Here is a 22,044-nt window from a genome sequence, read left to right on the forward strand (position 1 = left end):
ACCGCCGGTCAAGAGGACCGGCAGTTGCTGTTACGCGACGGGATCGAGAGCCTTGCAGTCGCCGGCGGCAAAGCCGATGGTCTGCTGCTTGCCTTCATGGAGATCCCAGCGTTCGCCGCGATTTCGAACCTTGACGACGAATTCGTCGTTTCCGCACACATTCATGCGCACGCGGATATGGTCGCCAAGATAGATCAGTTCCTCGATCGTGCCGGTAATGGTGTTGGCATGATCATCGGTGGGAACGATTTCGACACGCTCCGGCCGGAGCGAAATGGTTGTGCGATCGCCGACATTGTCGACATTCACCTTGTCGGCAACGATCACCGTGCCGTCGTCGAGCTTGACCGCGCATTCGTCGCCGCGGATCTCGGTCACCGTCCCGCTCAGCTTGTTGTTCTCGCCGATGAACTGGGCGACGAACGAATTCTGCGGGTTTTCGTAGAGCATCGACGGCTCGGACAGTTGCTGCACCACGCCGTCATTGAAGACCGCCACGCGGTCCGACATGGTCAGCGCCTCGGTCTGGTCATGCGTCACATAGACGACGGTCACGCCGAGGTTGTCATGAATATGCTTGATCTCGTACTGCATCTGCTCGCGCAGCTGCTTGTCGAGCGCGCCGAGCGGCTCGTCCATCAGCACCAGTTCGGGATCGAACACCAGGGCGCGCGCGACGGCCACGCGCTGCTGCTGGCCGCCGGAAAGCTGCGCCGGGCGGCGTCCGCCGAAACTGCCGAGCTGCACCATGTCGAGCGCGCGCTTGACCTTCTCCTCCTGCTCGGCCTTGCCCATGTTGCGAAGCTGCAGCGGAAAGGCGAGGTTTTCGGCGACCGACATATGGGGAAACAGAGCGTAGTTCTGGAACACCATGCCAATGCCGCGCTTGTGCGGCGGCACGTTGTTGATGGGCTTTTCGTTGAGATAGATCTCGCCGTAGGTGGCGGGCTCGAAACCGGCCAGCATCATCAGGCAGGTCGTCTTGCCCGAGCCGGAGGGACCGAGCATGGTCAAAAACTCGCCCGGCGGAATATCCAGATTTAATTTCTTAACAACGAGGCTTTCGCCGTCATAACTCTTTTGAACACTATCGTACTTAACCGAAGCACCCCGGTTTTCAGCCATTTTGTCCCCTTGTCATTGTGGACCTCGCGGGCCCAATTCTTGTACGGGCCTTCTCAAGCAATCCGGCTTCATACTGCAATTCGCGCTGCCTAAATCAACCTCAAATTTCCAGAACGGACAAAGAATGGGCAGAAATCGCTCCCGATTTCAACAGGGATTTGCTGTTTTCTGGGGTTGACAGACTTTCGTCGTAGTCAGTTTAACCTGAGGGATCACGCATTTAGCGCCGAAATACGCGAGCGCGGAGATGCCGCGCAATCGCAATACGCAAACTGAACTGAAGGGTAAAATTTTAATTCAGACCGTTTCGTCCGCGACCGAGAACTCGACGCTCAACCCGTCAAAGGCGGGTTCGACATGGGCTGGGGTTTCGGACGCCACGATGTCGTAGTCGAGCGGAATGTGCATATGCGTCAGTATCGCGCGCTTCGCGCCGAGGCGCTCCACCCAGGAAAGCGCCTGCCCGAGCGAAAGATGGCTCGGATGCGGATGATATTGCAGCGCGTCAATCACCAGAAGGTCGAGATCGCGCAGTTTCGCAACGGATTCGGCGGGAAAATCGCTGACATCCGTACAGTAGGCAACGCCGCCCAGTCGGTATCCGAGCGAGATGATGTCGCCATGCTGCTGGCGGTGCGGCATGAACCGCATCACGCCGCCCGGGCCGTCGACTTCGACCGGGCTGCCGATATCCGTGATGATATTGGCACGGGCGATCGGCGGATAGGCGCTGCCTTTCGGGGTCTCAAGGCAATAGGCAAAGCCTTCCAGAATACGCGCCATCGTCGCCTCGTCGGCATAGACGGGGATGCGCTGGCGCTGGGCATGGAAATAGCCGCGGATGTCGTCAATGCCGTGGATATGATCGGCATGGGCGTGGGTAAACAACACGGCATCGATGCGTTTCACGCCTGCGCGCACCATCTGCTCGCGAAAATCGGGCCCCGTGTCGATCACAACCGTCGTCACCCCGCCGTCAGGTGCAATCTGCTCGACGAGAAAAGCCGTACGGGTGCGCCGGTTCTTCGGGTTATCGGGATCGCAAGCGCCCCAGTCGCCGGTGATGCGCGGCACGCCCGGCGAGGAAGAACAGCCCAGAATGGTGAAGCGGCGGCGGTAGACCAAGGTCAGACCCGCGTCATCTTCGAGAAGCAGCGAAAGGCATTCTCCGTGGTGATATCGGCCATCTCCGCCTCGCTCACGCCCTTGACCTCGGCCAGAACCCGCGCGGTGTTGACAACGTAAGACGGTTCGTTGCGCTTGCCGCGAAAAGGCGTCGGCGCCAGATAGGGCGCGTCGGTTTCCACCAGAAGGCGCTCCATCGGCACATCGGCGGCGATGGCGCGCAGCTCATCGGACTTCTTGAAAGTCAGGATGCCGGAGAAGGACACGTAGCCGCCAAGCTCAACCCCCGTGCGGGCCAGCGCCGCCCCGGAAGAAAAGCAATGCAGGATGAAAGGGAACGCGCCCTCGCCCGTTTCCTGCCGCAGGATCGCGTCCATGTCGTCATCGGCATCGCGGCTGTGGATCACAAGCGGCAGGCCGGTTTTCCGCGCGGCGGCGATGTGCCGTTTCAGCCCGGTTTTCTGCGCGTCGGCCTTTTCCGGCTGATAGTGATAGTCGAGCCCCGCCTCGCCGATCGCCACCACTTTCGGATGGCCGCTCAGACGGACGAGTTCGTCCGTGCCGATATCGAGTTCCTCATCGGCATTGGCCGGATGGGTTCCCACAGAGCAGAAGACATTCTCGTACTTTTCAGCGATTTCAACGATCTGATTGAATTTCTTCACCCGCGTTGAGATCGTCACCATCTGCGCGACACCCGCCTCCTTCGCGCGCGCCACGAGGTCGTCGCGTTCGGCGTCAAAGTCGGGAAAATCGAGATGGCAATGGCTATCGATCAGCATGAATTCCTATTCCTCGGGCGCAACGTAACGCGGGAAGACCGGCGAAGGCTTTTCAAGCGGCGTGCCCGATTTCAGCCGGCCCGTCTTTCCCAAATGCGCGAAATCGCGTTCTGTTTCCGGAATTGACACCAGGTCGAGCAATTTCGCCGCCGAGGCCGGCATGGCCGGCTGGAGCAGAATCGAGACCTGGCGCACGACTTCCGCCGTGACGTAAAGGACGGTGGCCATGCGGTCCGGATCGGTCTTGCGCAGCGCCCAGGGCTCCTGCCCGGCAAAATAGCGATCGGCCTCCGAGACGAGACCGATGATCGCCGCCATCGCCCTGTGGATCGCAAACTTTTCCATCGCCTCGCGCACCGTCTCGATGACGCCGTCGGCAGAGGCCAGCATCGCCTCGTCCTCAGCCGTCAGCGGCCCGCATTCCGGGATCTTGCCGTCGCAGTTCTTGGCGATCATCGACAGCGAGCGACTGGCGAGATTGCCGATGCCATTGGCGAGATCAGAATTGATGCGCGTGCCGATCGCCTCGTCGCTGTAACTGCCGTCCTGGCCGAAGGAGACCTCGCGCAGCATGAAATAGCGGATCTGGTCGAGCCCGAAATGGTCGACGAGATTGAAGGGATCGATGACATTGCCGACGGATTTCGACATCTTCTCGCCCTTGTTGAGAAGAAAGCCGTGGGCGTAGACCCGTTCCGGCAGGGCCACGCCCGCCGACATCAGGAAGGCCGGCCAGTAGACCGCGTGGAAGCGGATGATGTCCTTGCCGATGATGTGAATGCCGGGCCAGTAGGACCACAGCGGCCCGTTTTCGTCCGGAAAGCCGAGCGCTGTGATATAGTTGGTCAGCGCATCGACCCAGACATACATGACATGGTCCGGATCGCCGGGAACCGGCACGCCCCAGTCGAAGGTCGTGCGCGAGATCGACAGATCCTTCAGGCCCGACTTGACGAAGGAGATCACCTCGTTGCGCCGCTCCGCCGGGCCGATGAAATCGGGGTGGTCGTCGTAATATTCGAGCAGCCGCTCGCCATAGGCCGACAGTTTGAAGAAATAGCTCTCCTCCTCGACCCATTCGACCGGGGAGCCGAGCGGCTCACGACGCACGCCGTCTTCGCCGAGCGTGGTCTCGCCCTCGTCGAAATAGGCCTCCTGGCGCACCGAATACCAGCCGCCATACTTGCCGAGATAGATGTCGCCATTCTCCTGCATGCGCTTCCACAGCGCCTGCACGGCCTTGCGATGGCGTTCTTCCGTGGTGCGGATGAAATCGTCATTGGAACAGTTGAGCGTGGCGAGAAGACCGCGGAAGACCGCCGAGTTGCGATCCGCCAGCTCGATCGGGGCGACGCCTTCCTTTTCGGCGGTCTGCTGCATCTTCTGCCCGTGCTCGTCCGTGCCGGAGAGGAAGCGCACATCCATGCCGTCCAGCCTGCGGAAACGCGCAAGCGCGTCGGTGGCGATCATGGTGTAGGCATGACCGATATGCGGCGCGCCGTTGGGATAGAAGATCGGCGTTGTGATGAAATACCTGTTGTTGTCGCTCATTCCGCTGTCCGTGTGCATGGCTGTCTGGGAGCCGGTTCGCTCCGGGACGTTTCTGATATTGCGGGCAAGCCGGCGTCCGCTGAAATCCGGAACCGGTGCTGAAATCTGACCGGTCTTACCGCCCCTCAATCAGCGCATCAAGTCAAACCTGCTTCAGGCGTCGGCGCCCGGGGGCTCAAGCGTGGTTCGCAGCCGCGACAGCAGATCGAGCGCCAGCTGCCTGCGGTCGAGATTGTAGGCATCGGCTTCCGCCACGTCGGCCGCGATCCTGGAGGACAGACCGGCCAGCCTTTCGGCAAGCGGGAGATCGCCGGAAAGTGCCGCCTCGCGCGCCCGCGTCTTGATGTCCCCGTCGATATGGCCGAGCAGAAAATCGAAAATGGTCTCGTTCTCGCGCTTTGCAACCGTATCCGCGAGCTTGTGCATGACGAGACGCGCCTTGGCGACCGTTCCCTCCAGCACGGCGTCATAGGCATCGATGATCTCCAGCCCGCCATAGTTGACCAGCTTCAGGGCTTCGGCGACGCTGCCGTTTGCGAGCGCCGCCATGCGCTCTTCGTCCTGCCCCCCCGCAGAAAGGCCGAGCGCGCCGAGCGCCGCAGCCAGGTCCTGCGCGGCCAGCGGGCGCAGGCGCAGCGGCAGGCAGCGCGAGCGGATCGTCGGCAGGAGCCTTCCCGGCGCATGCGAAATCAACAGGAACATAGCGTTTTTCGGCGGCTCCTCGAGGATTTTCAGAATTGCGTTGGCGGCATTGCGATTAAGGTCGTCGGCCGCATCCACGATCACGATGCGCCAATTGCCGGTTCCCGAGGTCTGGGACAGGAAGTGGCCAGCCCGGCGCACTTCCTCCACGGTGATCGCGGTCTTCAGCTTGCCGCTCTTCGCATCAACCGGGCGCTTCAGATGCAAAAGGTCATGCGATGCGCCGGCGATGATCTGGCGCGTCAGCGGCGATGTCTGGTCCGGCTCGATCAGGTGATCCGGCGCATCGGCGGGATGGGGAAAATGCAGCACGTGGTTGGCAAAGCGAAAGGCGAGCGTCGCCTTGCCGATGCCGGCCGCCCCTTCCAGAAGCAGCGCATGATGTCCCTTGCCGCCGCGATAGGACTGGGCGAGATAGGCTTCGGCCTCGCCGTGACCAAAGAGATGGCGGTTGCGCGAAGGCTCGACAGCGCCCTCCAGGAGCAGTTCGTCAGCCATCGGCGCCACTCCCGAGATTGCGGGAGGCAAGGACTTCCGACACGACCTGCCAGACCGCCCCGGCAACCGTTTCGGGCGCGGCCGCGGCATCGATGACCCGACAACGCTCGGGCTCGGCCTCGGCAATGCTTAAAAATGCCTGCCGCCGCGCCGCGTGAATGGCGATGTCGTCCTTCTCGAAACGGTCGGGCGCGCCGGCAAGCGCGGTTTCCGGCAGCCGCCCGCGCACCCGCTTCAATCCTTCCAGTGCATCGAGATCGAAGATCAGCGTCAGGTCCGGGCGAACGCCGTTCACGGCGACCCGCTCCACCGTGGCGACGAATGCCGGCGCCAGCGGGCCGGTCGCCCCCTGGTAGGCCCTTGAGGAATCCATGAACCGGTCGCAGAGCACGATTTGTCCCGCCGCGAGCGCGGGCCGGATGATCTCCTCGACATGATCGTTGCGCGCGGCGGCGAACAGCAGCACCTCCATGCCGACGCCGAAGGGTTCGGCAGCGCCGGAGAGCAGAACATGGCGCACGGCCTCCGCGCCGGCCGAACCGCCGGGCTCCCGGGTAACGCGAACCTTGTGTCCCAGCATGCCGAGGCGTTCGGCGAGCAGCCGGATCTGCGTCGATTTGCCGACGCCTTCCCCGCCCTCGAAACTGATGAAAATGCCCTGTTCAGCCATGTCGTCCGTCGCCTTTTGTCCCGACAGACGCCGGTTTAGAGGATTTCGGCGGCGGGAAAAAGCCCCGGGGGCGCGGGGCCCTATTTTTTAAACGGAATGGGCGCGACGACGGGCAGGCTCGCATCGTCGGTCAGGATGGACTCCGCCGCCTTTCCGGCTGCGCTTGTCGGCGCTTCGGGCGCGCTGTCGACGAGCGCCAGCGCCTCCTGCGGCGCCTTTGCGGAGGCGACTGCCGCGACCTTCATGTTGGCGGCCGTCGCCGCCGGCTTCTTCTCGGCCTTGTTCTCGACGAGGGCCAACAGCGTGTTGGAAGGCTCGGCCGAAGGCTTCGCTTCCGCCTGCGCAACCTGAACGCCTGCTTCGCCGAAACGGCCGGGATCGACGCCTTCCGGCACGGCCTTCTTTTCATAGGACGCGAGAAGATAATCCATGTCATCGGGCGACTGCGGCGCGGGACCGATATAGTCGACGCGCACATCGGCAACGCCCTCATGGGTCATGTCGAGCATCTCGGCCGCCTTTTTCGACAGGTCGATGATCCGGCCGGAAACGAAGGGACCACGATCGTTGACGCGCACGATGACGGAGCTGTCGTTCTTCTTGTTGGTGACGCGGACATAGCTCGGCAGCGGCAGCGTCTTGTGGGCCGCCGAAAGATGGTTCATGTCGTAGGTCTCGCCGTTGGCGGTGCGCCCGCCGTTGAAGTTCGGCCCGTACCAGGAGGCGAGCCCCTCCTTCGAATATTCCTCGACATGTTTGGGCGTATACCACTTGCCCCTCACCTGATAGGGCTTGCCGATCTTCTGGTAACCGAGACTCGTGGCAGTTGCCGTCTGCTCTCCAGCAGTCTCCGTGGCGTCCTTGGCCTCATCCCCGGCCTTTTCGGATGTATCTCCGGTGGTCGTGCAAGCACTCAGCATGGCTGTCACGGCCAAGATTGCGACCGAAGCGGATAACCGGAACTCTCTCATGCCAGCAATTCTTCCATTTGTCTTGACCGGCCGGCGGGAAAACCTCGCCTGAAACCGCCATCTTGAAATTTGGATATCGTCCCCTATGCGGAGACTTAGTGGCCGCTTTAAGGCGCGTAGCAAATTCGAGAGCCGTGTTCAACCCGCAATTGCCGGAAGCACAGCAACCACAGGCGTGGGAGGAGCATACCGGCGCAGGCGGGCTAGCGCATCGGCCCGATAATCGGAATCGATTCTCGGGCCGATGCGAAGATTCAATAGGTTAGAACGTCCTTTGTGCGTCCGAAGGAACGCACGGCGTTCCAATACGGCATTGACCGCTGCAAGAAAGCGGTGATAAAGCGCGGAACGCTGCATGGACGACGGTCGCAACAACGCCGACCTGCAGCGCAGCCCTCACGGAGGAGTGGCCGAGCGGTTTAAGGCACCGGTCTTGAAAACCGGCGTGCGTGAAAGCGTACCGTGGGTTCGAATCCCACCTCCTCCGCCATCCCGGCATCATCCAGAGCGAAGCGACGTGTTCACCGACATGTTTCGGTCTTCAGGTCTCGCACCTCTTGCTTCCTGCCTTTTATCCGGAAAGCAACCGCAGGGGCCGCGTCTGGACAGGCAGGCGGCAGCCCCTCTCTTGGCATCGGGTAACGGGGGAAGTCCTTCGGCAGAGCCCGCCATTGACTGACGCTGCCCGCAATATAAAGGATCGCGTTCACCACTTCCCTTATATTCGTTTTCCGTGGCCACCCACCGGGCTTGGCCGGCGGTATCAGTGAGGCAATTACAGCCCATTCACGATCCGTCAAAAGGTATCGACGGTATTTACGTCATCTCCCGACCGGTCGATTTGCGCAATTGTGCAGCTATGTGGATCCAGCGGCGACAATTGCACTTATCGGCGAGAGACGGGACCCGTCCATCAATAACAGTCGTATCGAGATCGATTCCAATACCGTCGAGCGTTCCATCCGGCCGATTGCCCTGAATCGGAAAAGTGCCTGTTCGCAGGCACGGGCACCAAGGTCGAACCCCGGGCGACCATCGCCTCGCTTATCGAAAAGGCCAAGCTCGATGAGGTTGAGCCACTTTCCTATCTGTCCGCCGCCGTCGACAAGATCGTCAGTTGCCATCTGAACAACCAACTCGATGACCTGATTCCTCGGGCCCACGCCGAAAAAGCTGAAAACCAAGCCTCTGGCCTGAGAACACTACTTGCGGGTGTTCTAACATAGGCAAAGTACACCGAGACGGTATTCTCTCTTCGGCAGGAGACTTTCCGCAAATTCCAATCGATCATGACTCATCATCTATCAGGCGGGCGTTGCGCTGCCCCGTGAGGAAGGTCCAGAGCCACTGAACGCTGACGAGCAGTCGTTTTTCGAAGTTCACCAGCAGGTAGACGTGGATGATCGCCCAGAGCCACCACGCGAGGCGGCCTGTCAGCTTGAACCGGCCGGACTGGAACACCGCCGCATTGCGGCCGATGACGGCGGTGATGCCGCGATTGCGGAAGCGGAACGGTGTATCATCATCACGGCCTTCGGCTTTTCGTCGCAGCTTCCTGCCGAGATATTTCCCCTGCTGCTTGGCGACCTGCGCCAGCGCCGGGAACGGCCCGTCTTCGCTCTGAACCGAAGCCGCATCGCCGAGAATGTAAATATCCTCGAAGCCGATGGCGCTGAGATCGGCCGCCACCGCCACCCGGCCGCCACGCTGCGGCTCCACGCCCAGCCACTCCGCCACCGGCGTCGCCCTGACGCCCGCACCCCATATGACGCAGCCGGTCGGGATTGTTTCACCGCCCGCGGCGACCTCTTCAGCAGCGATCGCCTCGACCGGTGTGTTGACGCGGACATCTACGCCCCTAGCCTCAAGCCGTTTCAGCGTATACTGCGAAAGCTTCTCGTCAAAGCCCGAAAGAATGCCCGGCCCGGCCTCCAGCAGGATGATGTTCAGCTCTTCGGGGGCTATGTTCCTGAAATCGCGCCGAAGCAGAAAAACGCCCAGTTCGGCGATGGCGCCGGCGAGTTCGACCCCGGTCGGCCCGCCGCCGACGATCACGAAGGTCAAAAGCTTGCGGCGCTCGTCCGGGTCGAGCGTCAGTTCGGCACGTTCAAAGGCGAGAAGCAGGGTCTCGCGCACCTGCCGGGCATCGCGATTGGTCTTGAGGCCGGGGGCGTGTGGCTTCCACTCGTCATGGCCCAGATAATTGTCGACGGAGCCGGTTGCGATCACCAGCGTATCGTATTCCACCGGTGCGCCGTCCCGCGTCAGCACGGCCTTGCGCTGCGCATCGATGCCGACGACTTCGGCCATCACCACGTCGACATTGCGCTTTTTCCCGAGCGTGCGCCGGAGCGGCTCGGAAATATCGGCGGGCGAAAGGATGGCCGTCGCGATCTGGTAGAGCAGCGGCTGGAACAGATTGTGGTTGCGTTTGTCGATCAGCGTCACATCGACCGGCGCGCCGCCGAGTTTTGATGCACAGGCAAGCCCGCCAAAGCCACCGCCGACGATGACGATGCGATGTCTCCCGACCTGCGGCGAGCCTGGACCCTCGCTCTCGGCTGACGCTGCAATGCTTGTGTCTTCGCTGATTGCAGTCATGGGCAATGCTCCTTGTCTGTCGGGGAAAACGATCTCGGCTGCCCATCGAACCTGATCGGGCAGCAAATGTTCCGCGCCGGGAAAAGTTCAGGAACAAATCCCAAGCCTGGATGTTCGACTTCAACGAAGACCTGCTGGATTTGCGTGACCAGCGCCAGGAACCGGAACCGAACGAGAGTGCCGGTGTTAATCAGAAAGTTGCTCCCATGGGGCGACGCCGATCAAGGGGGCCGGCGTGGCACAGATTTTTAGCGCTTCAGCGGATGCGAAGCTTCGGCTTTTCGCCGGAGCGGTCGCGCTTGCCGTGGTGGTGGGCGGCGCGCTGTGGTGGTCGGCGGCGAGCTCCAGCTATCGCACCGACGTCGATTGGGTCAGCGAACAGCCCGTCCCCTTCAGCCATCAGCACCATGCCGGCGAACTCGGCATCGACTGTCGCTATTGCCACGACACGGTCGAAACCAGCGCGCAAGCCGGCCTGCCGCCGACCGAGACCTGCATGACCTGCCATTCGCAGATCTGGACAGATGCGGAGATGCTGGCGCCGGTGCGCAAGAGCCTCGCCACGGGAGAGCCGCTTGAGTGGAACCGCGTCGCGCGGGTTCCCGACTACGTCTATTTCGATCACTCGATCCATGTGGCCACCGGCGTGCCCTGCGAGACCTGCCACGGACGCGTCGACCAGATGCCGCTGATGAAACAGGCAAAGCCGTTCGAGATGGGCTGGTGCCTCGATTGCCATCGCGATCCCGCCCCCGAACTGCGCCCCCCGAGCGAAGTCACCCGCATGGACTGGTCGAGCCTTGATGACGATCTCGCGGCGCATCGCGATTACGGCGCGCTCGTCGTCGAGGCGCGCGGCATCGAGCCGGACCGTCTCGACGACTGCAATGTCTGTCACCGATGAAGGAGGGCACGTGACGCAAGAATCCGACATCTTCCGCAAGCATCTCGACGGCCGCTCGGGCAAGGCGCTCTGGCGCGGACTGGAGCAATTGTCAGCCACGGAGGAGTTCAACGCTTTCCTGACGTCGGAATTTCCGGCGCTTCAGGCCATCGGCGACGGCATCACCCGGCGCGGGCTGTTGAAGACCATGGCCGCTTCCTTCGCGCTTGCCGGGCTCACGGGCTGCGAGGCGCGCTCTGACGAGAACGCGCTGCCCTATGTGCGCGCCGCCGCAAGCCGCGAAAAGCCGGTGCTCTATGCGACCGCCACGCGGCTTTCCGGCTATGCGCTCCCCGTTCTCGGTCAGACGGTCGCGGGCCGACCGGTGAAGCTCGAGGGCAATCCCGATCATCCGGCCACCGGCGGCGCCACCGATGTCTTTCTGCAGGCAGCCCTCCTCGGCCTCTACGACCCCGACCGGTCGCAGGCGCCCAGGGAATTCGGCGACCCGGCAAGCTGGGCAGCCTTCGACGCCTTTCTGGCGGAAAAACGCGCGACCCTGGACGCGACCGCCGGCGCGGGGCTCAGCATTCTCACCGGTCAGATCACCTCCCCCACAATGATCCGCCAGCTTGAAGCGCTGCTTGCCCGCTGGCCGCTGGCGCGCTGGCACGTCACTGAACCGGTCAACGAGGACAATCGCATTCTCGGCGCCGAGGCCGCCTTCGGCCGGGCGCTGATGCCGCAGCCGGATTTCAGCCGCGCCGAAACCATCCTCTCGTTCTCCGATGATTTTCTGGGCCCCGGCCCGCGCCAGTCGGTCAACGCCCGGCAATGGAGCCAACGACGCAAGGCTTTTCGCGATGGCGACGGCGAGAGCCGCATCCTTGTGGCCGAGGCCAGCCCGAGCCTTACCGGAGCCCGCGCCGACGAGCGGCTGATCGCCGCCGAACAGCGAATGCCGGCCCTGCTGTCGGCGCTTGCGGCACGGCTTGGCATCATCGACGAGGCGCCGGAACTGAGCGAAAGCGACAGCCGCTGGGTAGACCGCGCCGCAACGGCGATCGAGGCCCGGCCGGACCGGGCGCTGGTGACGGTCGGGGCGCATCACGCGCCGGCGCTGCATGCGCTTGCCTGCAGGATCAACCAGCGTCTCGGCGCGATCGGCGAGACGCTCGCCTTCACCGAACCCGTCGCCGCAACGCCGGCCGGCCAGCGCGATCTCGACAGCCTGATCGATGACATGGATGCGGGCGCGGTTTCGACGCTGTTCGTCCTCGACTGCAACCCCGCCTATGCCGGACCGCCCGCTTTCGCCGGAGCGATGGCCAAGGTCGAAACGTCGCTGCATGCCGGGCTTTATTTCGACGAGACGGCCGCGCTCTGTCACTGGCACCTGCCGATCCCTCACGACCTTGAAAGCTGGAGCGATGCGCGTGCGGTCGACGGCACGGCGACCGTCCTCCAGCCGCTGGTGCGGCCCTTCTATGCGGTCCGCTCGCCACATACGCTCATCGCCAACCTGATGGGCCAAGCCGAGACGGATGCCCGCGCGATCGTGATGGCGACGTGGCGCGCGCGGCTTACGGGCGATTTTGACGCGCAATGGAATGAAGCCCTGTTTGCGGGCTTCGTTGACGGCACGGCGGCCGCGACGGTTGCCCCACCTGAAGCCGCCGGCGGGCCATTGGCGATGCCGACCCCGGAAGACGCCGCGCTCACCCTGCTCATCCAGCCGGATCCGTCGGTCTGGGATGGCCGCTTCGGCAATAATGGCTGGCTTCAGGAAACGCCGAAGCCGATGACCAAGCTGACATGGGGCAATCCGATCCTCATCAGCCCGGCGCTTGCCGAGCATGAAGGCCTCGCCGCCGGCGACGTCATCCGGCTCCGCCATGGCGACAGAACGGCGGAAGGCCCGGTCTGGATCCTGCCCGGCCAGCAGGCCGAGACACTCACCCTCACCCTCGGCTATGGCCACCGAAGCTTCGGTACGCTCGCCGATGGTCTGGGCACCAATGCCTATTCGCTGGTGGCGGGCCGCACCAGGCTAAGCGGGGTCACGCTGAAGAAATCGGGCGCGCGCGAAAAGCTCGCCTCGACCCAACTTCACCAGGCGATGGAGGGGCATGATTTCGTCAGGACCGTCACCGCCGAGGCATCGCGTCAGGCGGCCGCAAAGCACGAAGAAAAGCCGGGAAGCTTCTATCCGGAAAAGCCAAAGACCAGCCCGGCCTGGGGCATGTCGATCGATCTCGACGCCTGCATCGGCTGCAATGCCTGCGTCGTGGGCTGCAATGCGGAGAACAATATTCCGGTGGTCGGCAAGGACCTTGTGGCCGAGGGGCGCGAGATGCACTGGCTGCGCATCGACCGCTATTACGAAGGCCCGCCGGAGGCGCCGCTTTCCTATTTCCAACCCGTGCCCTGCATGCATTGCGAGGACGCGCCCTGCGAGATGGGCTGTCCGGTCAATGCCACCGTCCACAGTTCCGACGGGCTCAACGTACAGGTCTATAACCGCTGCATCGGCACCCGCACCTGCGCCTCCTACTGCCCCTACAAGGTGCGCCGCTTCAACTGGTTCGACTATACCGGCGACGACCCCGAGCAGCTTCGCGCCATGCGCAATCCGGAGGTCACCGTCCGCTCGCGCGGCGTCATGGAGAAGTGCACCTACTGCGTCCAGCGGATCGAGACCGCGCGCATCGACGCCGACCGCGAAAACCGGCCGCTCCGCGATGGCGAGGTGGTGACGGCCTGCCAGCAGGCCTGTCCGACACAGGCGATCAGCTTCGGCGATGTCGCCGATCCTGACACCGAGGTCAGCCGGCGGAAGGCGGAGCCGCGCGACTACCTGCTGCTGGAAGAGGTCAACACCAAGCCGCGCACATCCTATCTCGCACGGGTGGAGGGGTGATGGCGGAGGCAAGACCACTTTCTGCCGAACGGATCGACGCCGTCACCGATCTGCCGCTCGGTTTTCCGGCACCACGGGCGTGGGCGCTCTCGTTCGCCTTCGCCCTGCTGCTGCTCCTCTGCTTCGCCGTCGCCGTCACGGTACTCTTCTGGCGCGGCGTCGGCGTGTTCGGCAACAATATCCCGGTCGCCTGGGGCTTTCCGATCGTCAACTACATCTGGTTCCTCGGCATCGGCCATGCCGGAACGCTGATCTCCGCGCTGCTGCTCCTGACCGGCGTCGGACAGCGCAATGCACTCAACCGCTTTGCCGAGACGATGACGCTTTTCGCCGTCATCTGCGCCGGGCTCTATCCGATCCTCCATCTCGGCCGGCCATGGCTGTTTTACTGGACGGCGCCCTATCCGAACACGATGGGCATCTGGCCGCAGTTCAAGAGCCCGCTCTCCTGGGATTTCTTTGCCGTGCTGACCTATCTCGTGGCCTCCGCCGCCTTCTGGTATGTCGGCGCGATCCCCGATTTCGCCCGTCTGCGCGACCGCGCAAAGGGCCGCCTCGGGCAGGTCTGCTACGGGCTCGCCGCCCTTGGCTGGCGCGGCTCGATGCGGCACTGGAGGCGCTGGGAGCAGGCCTATCGGCTCTGCGCCGGACTTGCCGTCACGATGGTGTTCATCATCACCGCGGCCTATTCGCTGCTGCTCGGCGGCGGCCCGATCTCCGGCTGGAACTCGTCGATCTTTCCGCCCTATTTCCTCTGCGGCGCGGTGTTTTCCGGCTTTGCCGTGGTGGCGGTGATCATGGCGGTGCTGCGGCGCGCCTTCCGGCTCGATGACATTCTGACCGATGCCCATAGCGACCTGATCGGCAAGCTCCTGCTCGCGGTCGGGCTGATGACGGCCTACGGCTACCTCGCCGATATCTTCAACGCGCTCTATTCCGGCGAACAATCGGAGCTCGAAACGCTGCATGACCGGCTTTCCGGCGCCTATGCCTGGAGCTTCTGGGGCGCGGTCATCAGCAATTTCGTGCCGTTGCAACTGCTCTGGCTGCGGCGCGTGCGGCGAAACAGCCTGCTGCTTGCCGCCATCGGCGTTTCGGTCGCCGCCGGCATGTGGATGGAGCGCTACATGCTGATCGTTACCGGGCTTTACCGCGATCATCTCGTCTCCTCCTGGGGCACGTTTCAGGCAAGCCTCTGGGACTGGGCGCTGTTTGCCGGCATGATCGGCGTCTTCCTGGCGCCGTTCCTGCTGTTCGTCCGCCTGCTGCCGATCGTCTCCGGCTTCGAGCTGAAAAAGGCGTCAGAGGAGGCCCGCCATGCCCGCTGACCGCTCCGAGACGCATTATCACGCCGCAGCCGCCGGCTTCGCCGGGCCGGAAGGTCTGGCAAGCCATCTCGCAACATTGCGGCAGCGCGGCTATAGCAAGCTGGACGTTCTCGGCCCCTATTTCTCCGAGGAGATCGCCGACGCGCTCGACGCCGGCGATCATCGCGTTGCCTGGATCACGCTTGCCGGCGGGCTTTTCGGCGCGTTTGCCGGGCTCGGCGTGCAGCTTTACGCCAATTACGCCTATCCGCTGAATATCGGCGGGCGGCCCGTATTCGCCTGGCAGCCGTTGCCGATCATCACGCTCGAAGTCGCGGTGATGTCTGCCATCGTCTTCGCGGTGATCGGCACGCTTCTGTCCTGCCGGCTGCCGAAGCTGCATCACCCAGATTTCGAGATCCCGGATTTTTCCGCCGGCGACCGCTTCTACATCCTCGTCCACGCCACCGACGAGCACTTCGACACCGCGCGAACCCCGGATGACCTGAAGAACCTCGGCGCAGAAACCGTCGCACTGGTGCCGCTGCCGGAGGCGCCGTCATGACCCTGCAGCCCTTGCCCCTACTCGCCTGTCTTCTCATCCTTGCCGCCTGTGACGGCATGGACCACCAGCCGCGCTATGACGATTATGAGGAAAGCTCACTGTTTCCCGATGGCAAGGCGCTCCAGCATCCGCCGGAGGGCACGGTCTCGCGCAGCGCCCCGGCCGAGATCGCCGCGCGTCAGACCCGCCCGCCGATGGACCGCGCGCTGCTGGAGCGGGGGCAGGAGCGTTACGCGATCTTCTGCGTGCCGTGTCATGATCCCGCCGGCTACGGCAATGGCCGCATCCCCTCGCGCGGCTTTCCCGCCCCGCCGAGCTTCCATTCCGAGCGTCTGCGCAACGTCGATCCGCGCCATATCGTCGACGTCATCACCGATGGCTATGGCGTGATGTATTCCTATGCCGGCCGCGTTCCGCCACGCGACCGCTGGGCGATCGCGGCCTATGTCAAGGCGCTGCAGCTCAGCCAGGACGCGCCGGAGCGGCTGCTATCGGAGGAAGACCGGCAAAAGCTTGCGGAGCCGCGGCCATGACCCTTCGACCGACCGTCCCGTTGATCCGCCTGGTTGTCGGCCTGCTGCTGTTGGCGGTCGCCGGACTGCTGATCGTCGACCGGCCGGAACCGGGCCTCGCCGGCCTGCTCGCGGCCAGCGTTTTCGCGAGCGCCATCCCGATCGGCGCTGCCTTCCTGCTGCTCGTCATGGCGCTTACCGGCGGACGCTGGCAGCATGAACTCGCCGGGGCGACGGCGGGTCTCGTCCGGCTTGCGCCGATCTTCGTGGCCTTTCTGCCGCTGCTTCTGCTCTCGCCGACACTTTACGGCTGGCAGGGGATGGAGCGTGACACCACCTTCCGTGCTCTGTTTCTCAACGAGTGGTCCTACGCGCTTGTAACGATCGGCTTCCTGCTGGCATTGCTGCTCGCGCCATGGTGCGCGGCGCGCTCCCGCGCCACAGCGGCCGTGGCCCTCATCCTGTTCGTCATCCTGCAGGGGCTGGCGGCAAGCCTGTGGCTGATGCCGCTTGCGCCGGGCTATTTTTCCTCCGGCCTCGCGCTCTATGTGCTGTCGCTCCAGGTCGGTATCGCATTCTGCCTGCTCGTGCTTTCAGCCCCTGCATCGCGCCTGCCGCTCTCCGGCACGCTGCTGCTCGTCGCCGTGCTGTTCTGGCTCTATTTCGCCTACATCCAGTATTTCGTGTCCTGGAACGTCAATTCCGCCGCCGGGCTCGAATGGTTCGCGCCGCGCAGCGCGGGGCTCTGGCGCTATGTCGAATACCTGCTGGCGGCAAGCGGCGCGTTGCCTGCAGCGCTCCTGCTCTTCCCCCCGATCCGCCAGTCGCGACGCTGGACGGTGGCGCTCGCCGCCATCCTCCTCGGCGGCAAGGCGATCGAATGCCTCTGGCTTGCGCTTCCCGGCCGCGGCGGCCTTGCCGTGGCACTCCTTTCCGGCGCGGGCCTGATGCTCGCCGCAAGCGCCGGGTTTCGCCCGCCACGGGAGGCCCGGTCATGAACGAGAACAATAAAGGCGCCAAGTATGAACAGCGCGACGTCTCCGTCCGCATGGTCCTTTATGCCGGCGCCCTCCTCGTGGTCTTCGTGGCCGTGTCGCTGGCCTTCGTCGCTTTCCTCACCGGCCTTTTCAGCGTGCCGGATCGCGAACCGACGCCCGTCCGGACCGCCGAAAGGCCCGTCGCCGGCCCACGGCTGGAAGTCTATCCGAAGGCCGATCTTGACGCGCTGAACGCAAGCAACCGACGCCTTGTCGAAACCTACGGCCGCAGCGAGGACGGCCGCATCCGCATTCCCGCCGCTCGCGCCATCGACATCCTCGCCGACCGCGGCTGGCCGAACGATACCAATGGAGATGGCCGATGACGAAGCTCCCGTTCCTGGCATTGCTCCTCGCGCTTCTCGCCGTTCCAGCACTCGCCGCCCGCGACGCCAATTTCGACCCGTTCGGGCTTGCGGGCATTGACGAGCGGCCGGACGCCGAGATCCCCCTCGATCTGCCCTTTCGGAACGCCGATGGCGAGACGGTGACGCTCGCCGAATTTGCTGACGGAAAGCCGATCGTGCTGGTCCCGGTTCTGCACGACTGCCCGAACATCTGCGGGGTGACGCTTTCGGGCGTCATGCAGGCAATCCGGGCGCAGGAATTTGAGCCGGGCGAGGATTTCACCATGATCGCCTTCGGCATTGATCCGGCCGAAGGGCCGGAGGTTGCCCGTGCCGACCTCGCAGTGCTGCAAAAATCCTTCCCGGACATCGACATGAGCGGCATTCACGCGACGACCGGCACGAAGGAAAACATCCGCGCGGTGACCGACGCACTCGGCTATCGCTATGCCTATGACGAGCGCATCAGCCAGTACGCCCATGTCGCCGCCACCGCCTTCCTGACCCGCGACGGCCATTTGAGCCGCTGGATCTATGGCCTGACGCCGCAGCCGACTGACATGAAGCTGGCGCTGACGGAGGCCGGCGAAGGCAGGATCGGCGACTGGGGCGACCAGATCCTGCTGCTCTGCTACCACTATGACCCGGTCACCGGCCGCTATGGCTCGCTGGTGCAATCCATGCTGAGGATCGGCGGCGGGTTGACGGCGCTTGCCGGCGGCGGGCTGATCGCGGTGGCGCTTATGCGCGAACGCCGGAAGCGGAAGGAGGCGGCGGAATGAGCGATTTCATCGCGCTCTGGCCAGAATCTGCCTCCGCCTATAGCGGCCGGATCGACCTTTTGATGTGGGTGTTCACCGCACTGGTCGTGGCGCTTTCGGCGCCGGTCTTCATCCTGATCGCCTATTATGCCTGGAAATACCGCGCCGGCCGCAAGGCGGACCGCAGCGACCGGGTCAACCGCAACACCCTGATCGAGATTTCCTGGGCGCTGATCCCCTTCATCCTGATCGTGGCGCTGTTCGTCTGGTCGACACGGATGTTCTTCACCGTCCATCAGCCGCCGCCGGATGCGATGGAGATCAACGTCGTCGCCAAACAGTGGATGTGGAAATTCGAGCATGCCGGCGGCCAGCGCGAGATCGACGAACTGCATGTGCCGGTCGGCGAGCCCGTCAGACTATCGATGGCCTCGCAGGATGTGATCCACAGCCTCTATATTCCGGCGCTCAGGCTGAAGCAGGATGTGGTTCCCGGCCGCTATACCTCGCTCTGGTTCGAGGCCGACAAGCCCGGCATCTATGCACTCGCCTGCGCGGAATTCTGCGGGGCCGACCATTCGGAAATGACCGGCCGTTTCATCGTCATGGAAAAACCCGCCTTCGCCGCCTGGCTGGAGCAGTCCGGCACCGATGTTTCGCTGGCGGCGGAGGGTGAAAAACTCTTCCGCAGCAATGGCTGCAGCGGTTGCCACGGGCCCGCCGCCACCGTGAAAGCGCCCGATCTCGAAGGGCTTTACGGCAGCCCGGTTCCGCTTGCCGACGGCAGCATGGTGACGGCCGATGACCAGTATATCCGCGACAGCATCCTGCTGCCGCAGTCCGAGATCGCCGCCGGCTATCCGCCGATCATGCCGACATTCAAGAACGTGCTCAGCGAGGACGAGGTCATGAAGCTCGTCGCCTATATCAAGTCGCTCGCCACGACGGAGGACACGCCGTGACCGAAAACCCGCCAAGCTATCTCGATGCCGGCCATACCATCCGCTCCTGGCTGCTGACCACCGATCACAAGCGCATCGCCGTCCTTTACCTGATTTCGGTGACCTTCTTCTTCCTGGTCGGCGGGGCAGCCGCCGGGCTGGTGCGCGCCGACCTTCTGACGCCCGAAGGCGATCTGCTGACCAATGAGGGCTATAACCGCGCCTTCACGCTGCACGGCGTCATCATGGTCTGGTTCTTCCTGATCCCGTCCATCCCCAATGTCTTCGGCAATTTCCTGATCCCGCTGATGATCGGCGCGCGCGATCTCGCCTTTCCCCGGCTGAACCTCCTGAGCTGGTACATCTATATGCTGGGCGGCCTGTTCACGCTGATCGTGCTGCTTGTCGGCGGCGTCGATACCGGCTGGACCTTCTACACGCCGCTGTCATCGATGTTCTCGAACGGCCATGTCGTGCTGGTTGCCGCCGCCGTGTTCATCGTCGGCTTCTCGTCGATCCTGACCGGCCTCAACTTCATCGTCACCATCCACAAGCTGCGCGCGCCCGGCATGGGGTGGGGGCGGATGCCGCTCTTCGTCTGGTCGCACTACGCCACGTCGATCATCCTGGTGCTGGCAACCCCGGTGCTGTCGATCACGCTGGTGCTGATTGCAGCCGAGCGGCTGTTCGGCCTCGGCATCTTCGATCCGTCACTCGGCGGCGATCCCCTGCTGTTCCAGCATCTCTTCTGGTTTTACAGCCACCCGGCGGTCTACATCATGGTGCTGCCGGCGCTCGGCGTGATCAGCGAGCTCGTAGCCGCCGCCGCCCGCAAGCCGGTCTTCGGCTACAGCTTCGTCGCCGGCTCGTCGATCGCGATCGCGATCATCGGCTTCTTCGTCTGGGGCCACCACATGTTCGTCTCCGGTCAGTCGATGTATGCAAGCGCGGTGTTTTCGTTCCTCAGCCTCGCCGTCGCCGTCCCTTCCGGTATCAAGGTCTACAACTGGACGGCGACGCTCTACAAAGGCAATATCCTGCTCGATCCGCCCTTCCTGTTCGCCATGTCCTTCATCGGGCTCTTCGTCGTCGGCGGGCTGACGGGGCTGGCACTGGCGATGCTCTCCATCGACGTGCATGTCCACGACACCTATTTCGTGGTCGCCCACTTCCACTACATCATGGTCGGCGGCACGATCTCGGCTTATTTCGGCGCGCTGCATTTCTGGTGGCCGAAGATGTTCGGGCGGATGTACCCGCTCACCTGGGGCCGGATCACCGCAGCCACGATCTTCTTCGGCTTCAACCTGACATTTTTTCCGCAGTTCATCCTCGGCTTTCTCGGCATGCCGCGGCGCTACCACGTCTATGCACCGGAGTTCCAGACGCTGCATGTCCTCTCGTCCGCAGGCTCGACCCTGCTCGGCTTCGCCTACCTGCTGCCCTTCGTCTATCTCGGCTATTCGCTCGTCGCCAGCAAGCGCGCGAGCGCCAATCCCTGGGGCGCGACCGGGCTCGAATGGACGGTGCCATCACCGCCGCCGAAGCACAACTTCGTCGAGATACCGACCGTCACCGGCAGGCCCTACGATTATCCGGTCGACAAGGAGGACAGCCGATGACCGAGGATCTGCCGCGCCTGAAGGAGCCCTACAGCACGCGCGGGCAGCAGCGCGAGGCCGACATGCTCGGCGTCTACCTGTTTCTCGCAAGCGAGATCATGCTGTTCGGCGGCCTGTTCGCCGTGATCTTCGTTGCCCATTACCTGCACCCGGAAGAATTCATCGCCGCCTCGAAGAAGATGCATGTGGCGATCGGCGCCGCTAACACGATGATCCTGCTGACATCGAGCGCACTTGTGGCGATCGCGGTGAAGGCGGCGCGCGCCGGCCAAACGAGGCCGGTCTCGCTCTGCCTTGCGCTTGCGGCCGTGCTCGGCGCCGCCTTCCTCGGCCTCAAGGCCTATGAATACTGGAGCGAGTATCAGGAGGGCCTGCTGCCCCTGCCCGGCGCCCGAACCGATTTCACTTCGCCCGGCGAGCATCTGTTCATGAACATCTACCTGATCGCAACTTCACTCCATGCCCTGCATCTGACGATCGGCATCGTGGTGCTGAGCCTGTTCGCATGGCTCATCCATTCCCGACGCGTGAAGCTCCCGGCAGGCGCCACGGCCACCGAGACGGCGGCCACCTACTGGCATCTGGTCGACATCATCTGGATCTTCCTGTTTCCCGTCCTCTATCTCGCGCGGTGATCGCTATGCGCCAATATCTGCAGACATCCGTCATCTGGCTGTTTCTTGCCCTCCTGCTGGGCCTGACGGTGCTGGCAAGCCATGTGCTCACCGGCCCCGTCAGCCTGTTCACAGGCCTGTTCATTGCGGCGTTGAAGGCGGGACTGGTCCTCTGGTTCTTCATGGGCATGCGCCACGAGACGCCGATGATCCGCCTGTTCGGCACCGGCGCGCTGTTCTGGCTCGCAGCGCTGCTGCTGCTGACATTCGTGGATTATCTGTCGCGGGGCGCGGTGTGAGCGGAGAATGGAAGCATGAAACAGGGCGGATCGCTAACCGTCCACGGGATGAGCAGCATGACCTTCTCGCATGCTGCCATTTACCGGTATCGCGCGATCAAGCCGTCGCCCAGCCTGTCTCCTTTGCCAGGGATCAAGGTGAAGATGTCGGCTTTTTTGCACGATCACGATTGGCGCGATATGAATGGCCAATGGCCCTGACGAATCTCCG

22 protein-coding genes, 1 tRNA gene and 1 pseudogene are annotated in these 22,044 nt (G+C 63.5%); 15 read left to right on the forward strand and 9 right to left on the reverse strand.

Annotation, left to right across the window (positions count from 1 at the left end):
• Positions 1 to 30 precede the first annotated feature (30 nt).
• The 7 genes from JET14_RS10390 to JET14_RS22910 form a co-directional block, all read right to left on the reverse strand.
• Complete coding sequence (locus JET14_RS10390; RefSeq protein ID WP_200333370.1) at positions 31 to 1,125, reverse strand: ABC transporter ATP-binding protein; 1,095 nt, start codon at positions 1,123 to 1,125, stop codon at positions 31 to 33.
• A 297-nt stretch (positions 1,126 to 1,422) separates the two neighbouring features.
• Positions 1,423 to 2,250: an MBL fold metallo-hydrolase gene (locus JET14_RS10395; protein ID WP_200333371.1), complete on the reverse strand. Its 828-nt coding sequence runs from the start codon at positions 2,248 to 2,250 to the stop codon at positions 1,423 to 1,425.
• 2 nt (positions 2,251 to 2,252) lie between these two features.
• Positions 2,253 to 3,032 carry a TatD family hydrolase gene (locus JET14_RS10400; RefSeq protein ID WP_200333372.1) on the reverse strand — a complete coding sequence of 260 codons (780 nt, stop codon included), beginning with the start codon at positions 3,030 to 3,032 and terminating at the stop codon, positions 2,253 to 2,255.
• A 6-nt stretch (positions 3,033 to 3,038) separates the two neighbouring features.
• Positions 3,039 to 4,583, reverse strand: coding sequence for a methionine--tRNA ligase (metG, locus tag JET14_RS10405; protein WP_200333373.1), 1,545 nt, complete (start codon positions 4,581 to 4,583; stop codon positions 3,039 to 3,041).
• Positions 4,584 to 4,736: 153 nt separating this feature from the next.
• Positions 4,737 to 5,783, reverse strand: coding sequence for a DNA polymerase III subunit delta' (locus JET14_RS10410; RefSeq protein WP_200333375.1), 1,047 nt, complete (start codon positions 5,781 to 5,783; stop codon positions 4,737 to 4,739).
• Positions 5,776 to 6,453: a dTMP kinase gene (tmk, locus tag JET14_RS10415; RefSeq protein ID WP_200333377.1), complete on the reverse strand. Its 678-nt coding sequence runs from the start codon at positions 6,451 to 6,453 to the stop codon at positions 5,776 to 5,778. Before tmk ends, JET14_RS10410 begins: the two co-directional genes overlap by 8 nt.
• A gap of 80 nt (positions 6,454 to 6,533) precedes the next feature.
• Complete coding sequence (locus JET14_RS22910) at positions 6,534 to 7,382, reverse strand: septal ring lytic transglycosylase RlpA family protein (protein WP_281435297.1); 849 nt, start codon at positions 7,380 to 7,382, stop codon at positions 6,534 to 6,536.
• A 442-nt stretch (positions 7,383 to 7,824) separates the two neighbouring features.
• Here JET14_RS22910 and JET14_RS10425 point away from each other — a divergent pair.
• Positions 7,825 to 7,914 (forward strand) — tRNA-Ser (locus JET14_RS10425).
• Positions 7,915 to 8,068: 154 nt separating this feature from the next.
• Here JET14_RS10425 and JET14_RS22740 read toward each other — a convergent pair.
• A pseudogene (locus JET14_RS22740) lies at positions 8,069 to 8,224 on the reverse strand (transposase); the annotation flags it as partial.
• A gap of 61 nt (positions 8,225 to 8,285) precedes the next feature.
• Between JET14_RS22740 and JET14_RS23055 the strand changes: the two are divergent.
• On the forward strand, positions 8,286 to 8,552 hold the full coding sequence (locus tag JET14_RS23055) for an IS66 family transposase (protein ID WP_246750621.1): 267 nt from the start codon (positions 8,286 to 8,288) through the stop codon (positions 8,550 to 8,552).
• A 159-nt stretch (positions 8,553 to 8,711) separates the two neighbouring features.
• Here the strand turns inward: JET14_RS23055 and JET14_RS10440 are convergent, their stop codons facing one another.
• Positions 8,712 to 10,025, reverse strand: a complete 1,314-nt coding sequence (locus JET14_RS10440; RefSeq protein WP_246750283.1) for an NAD(P)/FAD-dependent oxidoreductase — start codon at positions 10,023 to 10,025, stop codon at positions 8,712 to 8,714.
• A gap of 235 nt (positions 10,026 to 10,260) precedes the next feature.
• On the opposite strand from JET14_RS10440, the gene JET14_RS10445 reads away from it, so the two are divergent.
• Genes JET14_RS10445 through JET14_RS10505 form a run of 13 tightly spaced genes read left to right on the forward strand, consistent with a single transcriptional unit; the run spans position 10,261 to position 22,034 of the window.
• A complete protein-coding gene (locus tag JET14_RS10445; RefSeq protein WP_200333382.1) occupies positions 10,261 to 10,929 on the forward strand; it encodes a cytochrome c3 family protein in 669 nt (222 codons plus the stop codon).
• Between the two features lie 10 nt (positions 10,930 to 10,939).
• Positions 10,940 to 13,828: a TAT-variant-translocated molybdopterin oxidoreductase gene (locus tag JET14_RS10450; RefSeq protein ID WP_200333383.1), complete on the forward strand. Its 2,889-nt coding sequence runs from the start codon at positions 10,940 to 10,942 to the stop codon at positions 13,826 to 13,828.
• Positions 13,828 to 15,156, forward strand: coding sequence for an NrfD/PsrC family molybdoenzyme membrane anchor subunit (nrfD, locus tag JET14_RS10455; protein ID WP_200333384.1), 1,329 nt, complete (start codon positions 13,828 to 13,830; stop codon positions 15,154 to 15,156). The genes JET14_RS10450 and nrfD overlap by 1 nt, the downstream gene beginning before the upstream one ends.
• Positions 15,146 to 15,700, forward strand: coding sequence for a DUF3341 domain-containing protein (locus JET14_RS10460; RefSeq protein ID WP_200333385.1), 555 nt, complete (start codon positions 15,146 to 15,148; stop codon positions 15,698 to 15,700). The genes nrfD and JET14_RS10460 overlap by 11 nt, the downstream gene beginning before the upstream one ends.
• Positions 15,697 to 16,233, forward strand: a complete 537-nt coding sequence (locus tag JET14_RS10465; protein ID WP_200333387.1) for a c-type cytochrome — start codon at positions 15,697 to 15,699, stop codon at positions 16,231 to 16,233. The genes JET14_RS10460 and JET14_RS10465 overlap by 4 nt, the downstream gene beginning before the upstream one ends.
• A complete protein-coding gene (locus JET14_RS10470) occupies positions 16,230 to 17,210 on the forward strand; it encodes a hypothetical protein (RefSeq protein ID WP_200333389.1) in 981 nt (326 codons plus the stop codon). Before JET14_RS10465 ends, JET14_RS10470 begins: the two co-directional genes overlap by 4 nt.
• Positions 17,207 to 17,575 carry a hypothetical protein gene (locus JET14_RS10475; protein ID WP_200333390.1) on the forward strand — a complete coding sequence of 123 codons (369 nt, stop codon included), beginning with the start codon at positions 17,207 to 17,209 and terminating at the stop codon, positions 17,573 to 17,575. The genes JET14_RS10470 and JET14_RS10475 overlap by 4 nt, the downstream gene beginning before the upstream one ends.
• Positions 17,572 to 18,378 (forward strand): SCO family protein, encoded by an 807-nt coding sequence (locus JET14_RS10480; protein WP_200333391.1) that lies wholly within the window; start codon positions 17,572 to 17,574, stop codon positions 18,376 to 18,378. The genes JET14_RS10475 and JET14_RS10480 overlap by 4 nt, the downstream gene beginning before the upstream one ends.
• Positions 18,375 to 19,319 carry a cytochrome c oxidase subunit II gene (gene coxB, locus JET14_RS10485; RefSeq protein ID WP_200333392.1) on the forward strand — a complete coding sequence of 315 codons (945 nt, stop codon included), beginning with the start codon at positions 18,375 to 18,377 and terminating at the stop codon, positions 19,317 to 19,319. The genes JET14_RS10480 and coxB overlap by 4 nt, the downstream gene beginning before the upstream one ends.
• On the forward strand, positions 19,316 to 20,920 hold the full coding sequence (locus JET14_RS10490) for a cytochrome c oxidase subunit I (RefSeq protein WP_200333393.1): 1,605 nt from the start codon (positions 19,316 to 19,318) through the stop codon (positions 20,918 to 20,920). Before coxB ends, JET14_RS10490 begins: the two co-directional genes overlap by 4 nt.
• Positions 20,917 to 21,555 (forward strand): cytochrome c oxidase subunit 3, encoded by a 639-nt coding sequence (locus JET14_RS10495; protein ID WP_200333394.1) that lies wholly within the window; start codon positions 20,917 to 20,919, stop codon positions 21,553 to 21,555. Before JET14_RS10490 ends, JET14_RS10495 begins: the two co-directional genes overlap by 4 nt.
• 5 nt (positions 21,556 to 21,560) lie before the next feature.
• Positions 21,561 to 21,833, forward strand: coding sequence for a cytochrome C oxidase subunit IV family protein (locus JET14_RS10500; RefSeq protein WP_200333395.1), 273 nt, complete (start codon positions 21,561 to 21,563; stop codon positions 21,831 to 21,833).
• A gap of 15 nt (positions 21,834 to 21,848) precedes the next feature.
• Positions 21,849 to 22,034: a hypothetical protein gene (locus JET14_RS10505; protein ID WP_200333396.1), complete on the forward strand. Its 186-nt coding sequence runs from the start codon at positions 21,849 to 21,851 to the stop codon at positions 22,032 to 22,034.
• Positions 22,035 to 22,044 lie beyond the last annotated feature (10 nt).

Origin of the sequence: Martelella lutilitoris, from assembly GCF_016598595.1 — a bacterium.
Lineage (GTDB): Bacteria > Pseudomonadota > Alphaproteobacteria > Rhizobiales > Rhizobiaceae > Martelella > Martelella lutilitoris_A.

Excerpts from the sequence above, each read along its gene's own strand:
- coxB (WP_200333392.1), top strand. The coding sequence starts at position 18,375 with ATGAGCGATTTCATCGCGCTCTGGCCAGAATCTGCCTCCGCCTATAGC.
- JET14_RS10465 (WP_200333387.1), top strand. The coding sequence starts at position 15,697 with ATGACCCTGCAGCCCTTGCCCCTACTCGCCTGTCTTCTCATCCTTGCC.
- JET14_RS10390 (WP_200333370.1), bottom strand. The coding sequence starts at position 1,125 with ATGGCTGAAAACCGGGGTGCTTCGGTTAAGTACGATAGTGTTCAAAAG.
- JET14_RS10505 (WP_200333396.1), top strand. The coding sequence starts at position 21,849 with ATGAAACAGGGCGGATCGCTAACCGTCCACGGGATGAGCAGCATGACC.
- JET14_RS10495 (WP_200333394.1), top strand. The coding sequence starts at position 20,917 with ATGACCGAGGATCTGCCGCGCCTGAAGGAGCCCTACAGCACGCGCGGG.
- JET14_RS10410 (WP_200333375.1), bottom strand. The coding sequence starts at position 5,783 with ATGGCTGACGAACTGCTCCTGGAGGGCGCTGTCGAGCCTTCGCGCAAC.
- JET14_RS10470 (WP_200333389.1), top strand. The coding sequence starts at position 16,230 with ATGACCCTTCGACCGACCGTCCCGTTGATCCGCCTGGTTGTCGGCCTG.
- JET14_RS10475 (WP_200333390.1), top strand. The coding sequence starts at position 17,207 with ATGAACGAGAACAATAAAGGCGCCAAGTATGAACAGCGCGACGTCTCC.
- metG (WP_200333373.1), bottom strand. The coding sequence starts at position 4,583 with ATGAGCGACAACAACAGGTATTTCATCACAACGCCGATCTTCTATCCC.
- JET14_RS10460 (WP_200333385.1), top strand. The coding sequence starts at position 15,146 with ATGCCCGCTGACCGCTCCGAGACGCATTATCACGCCGCAGCCGCCGGC.
- tmk (WP_200333377.1), bottom strand. The coding sequence starts at position 6,453 with ATGGCTGAACAGGGCATTTTCATCAGTTTCGAGGGCGGGGAAGGCGTC.
- JET14_RS10500 (WP_200333395.1), top strand. The coding sequence starts at position 21,561 with ATGCGCCAATATCTGCAGACATCCGTCATCTGGCTGTTTCTTGCCCTC.
- JET14_RS10440 (WP_246750283.1), bottom strand. The coding sequence starts at position 10,025 with ATGACTGCAATCAGCGAAGACACAAGCATTGCAGCGTCAGCCGAGAGC.
- nrfD (WP_200333384.1), top strand. The coding sequence starts at position 13,828 with ATGGCGGAGGCAAGACCACTTTCTGCCGAACGGATCGACGCCGTCACC.
- JET14_RS10400 (WP_200333372.1), bottom strand. The coding sequence starts at position 3,032 with ATGCTGATCGATAGCCATTGCCATCTCGATTTTCCCGACTTTGACGCC.
- JET14_RS10480 (WP_200333391.1), top strand. The coding sequence starts at position 17,572 with ATGACGAAGCTCCCGTTCCTGGCATTGCTCCTCGCGCTTCTCGCCGTT.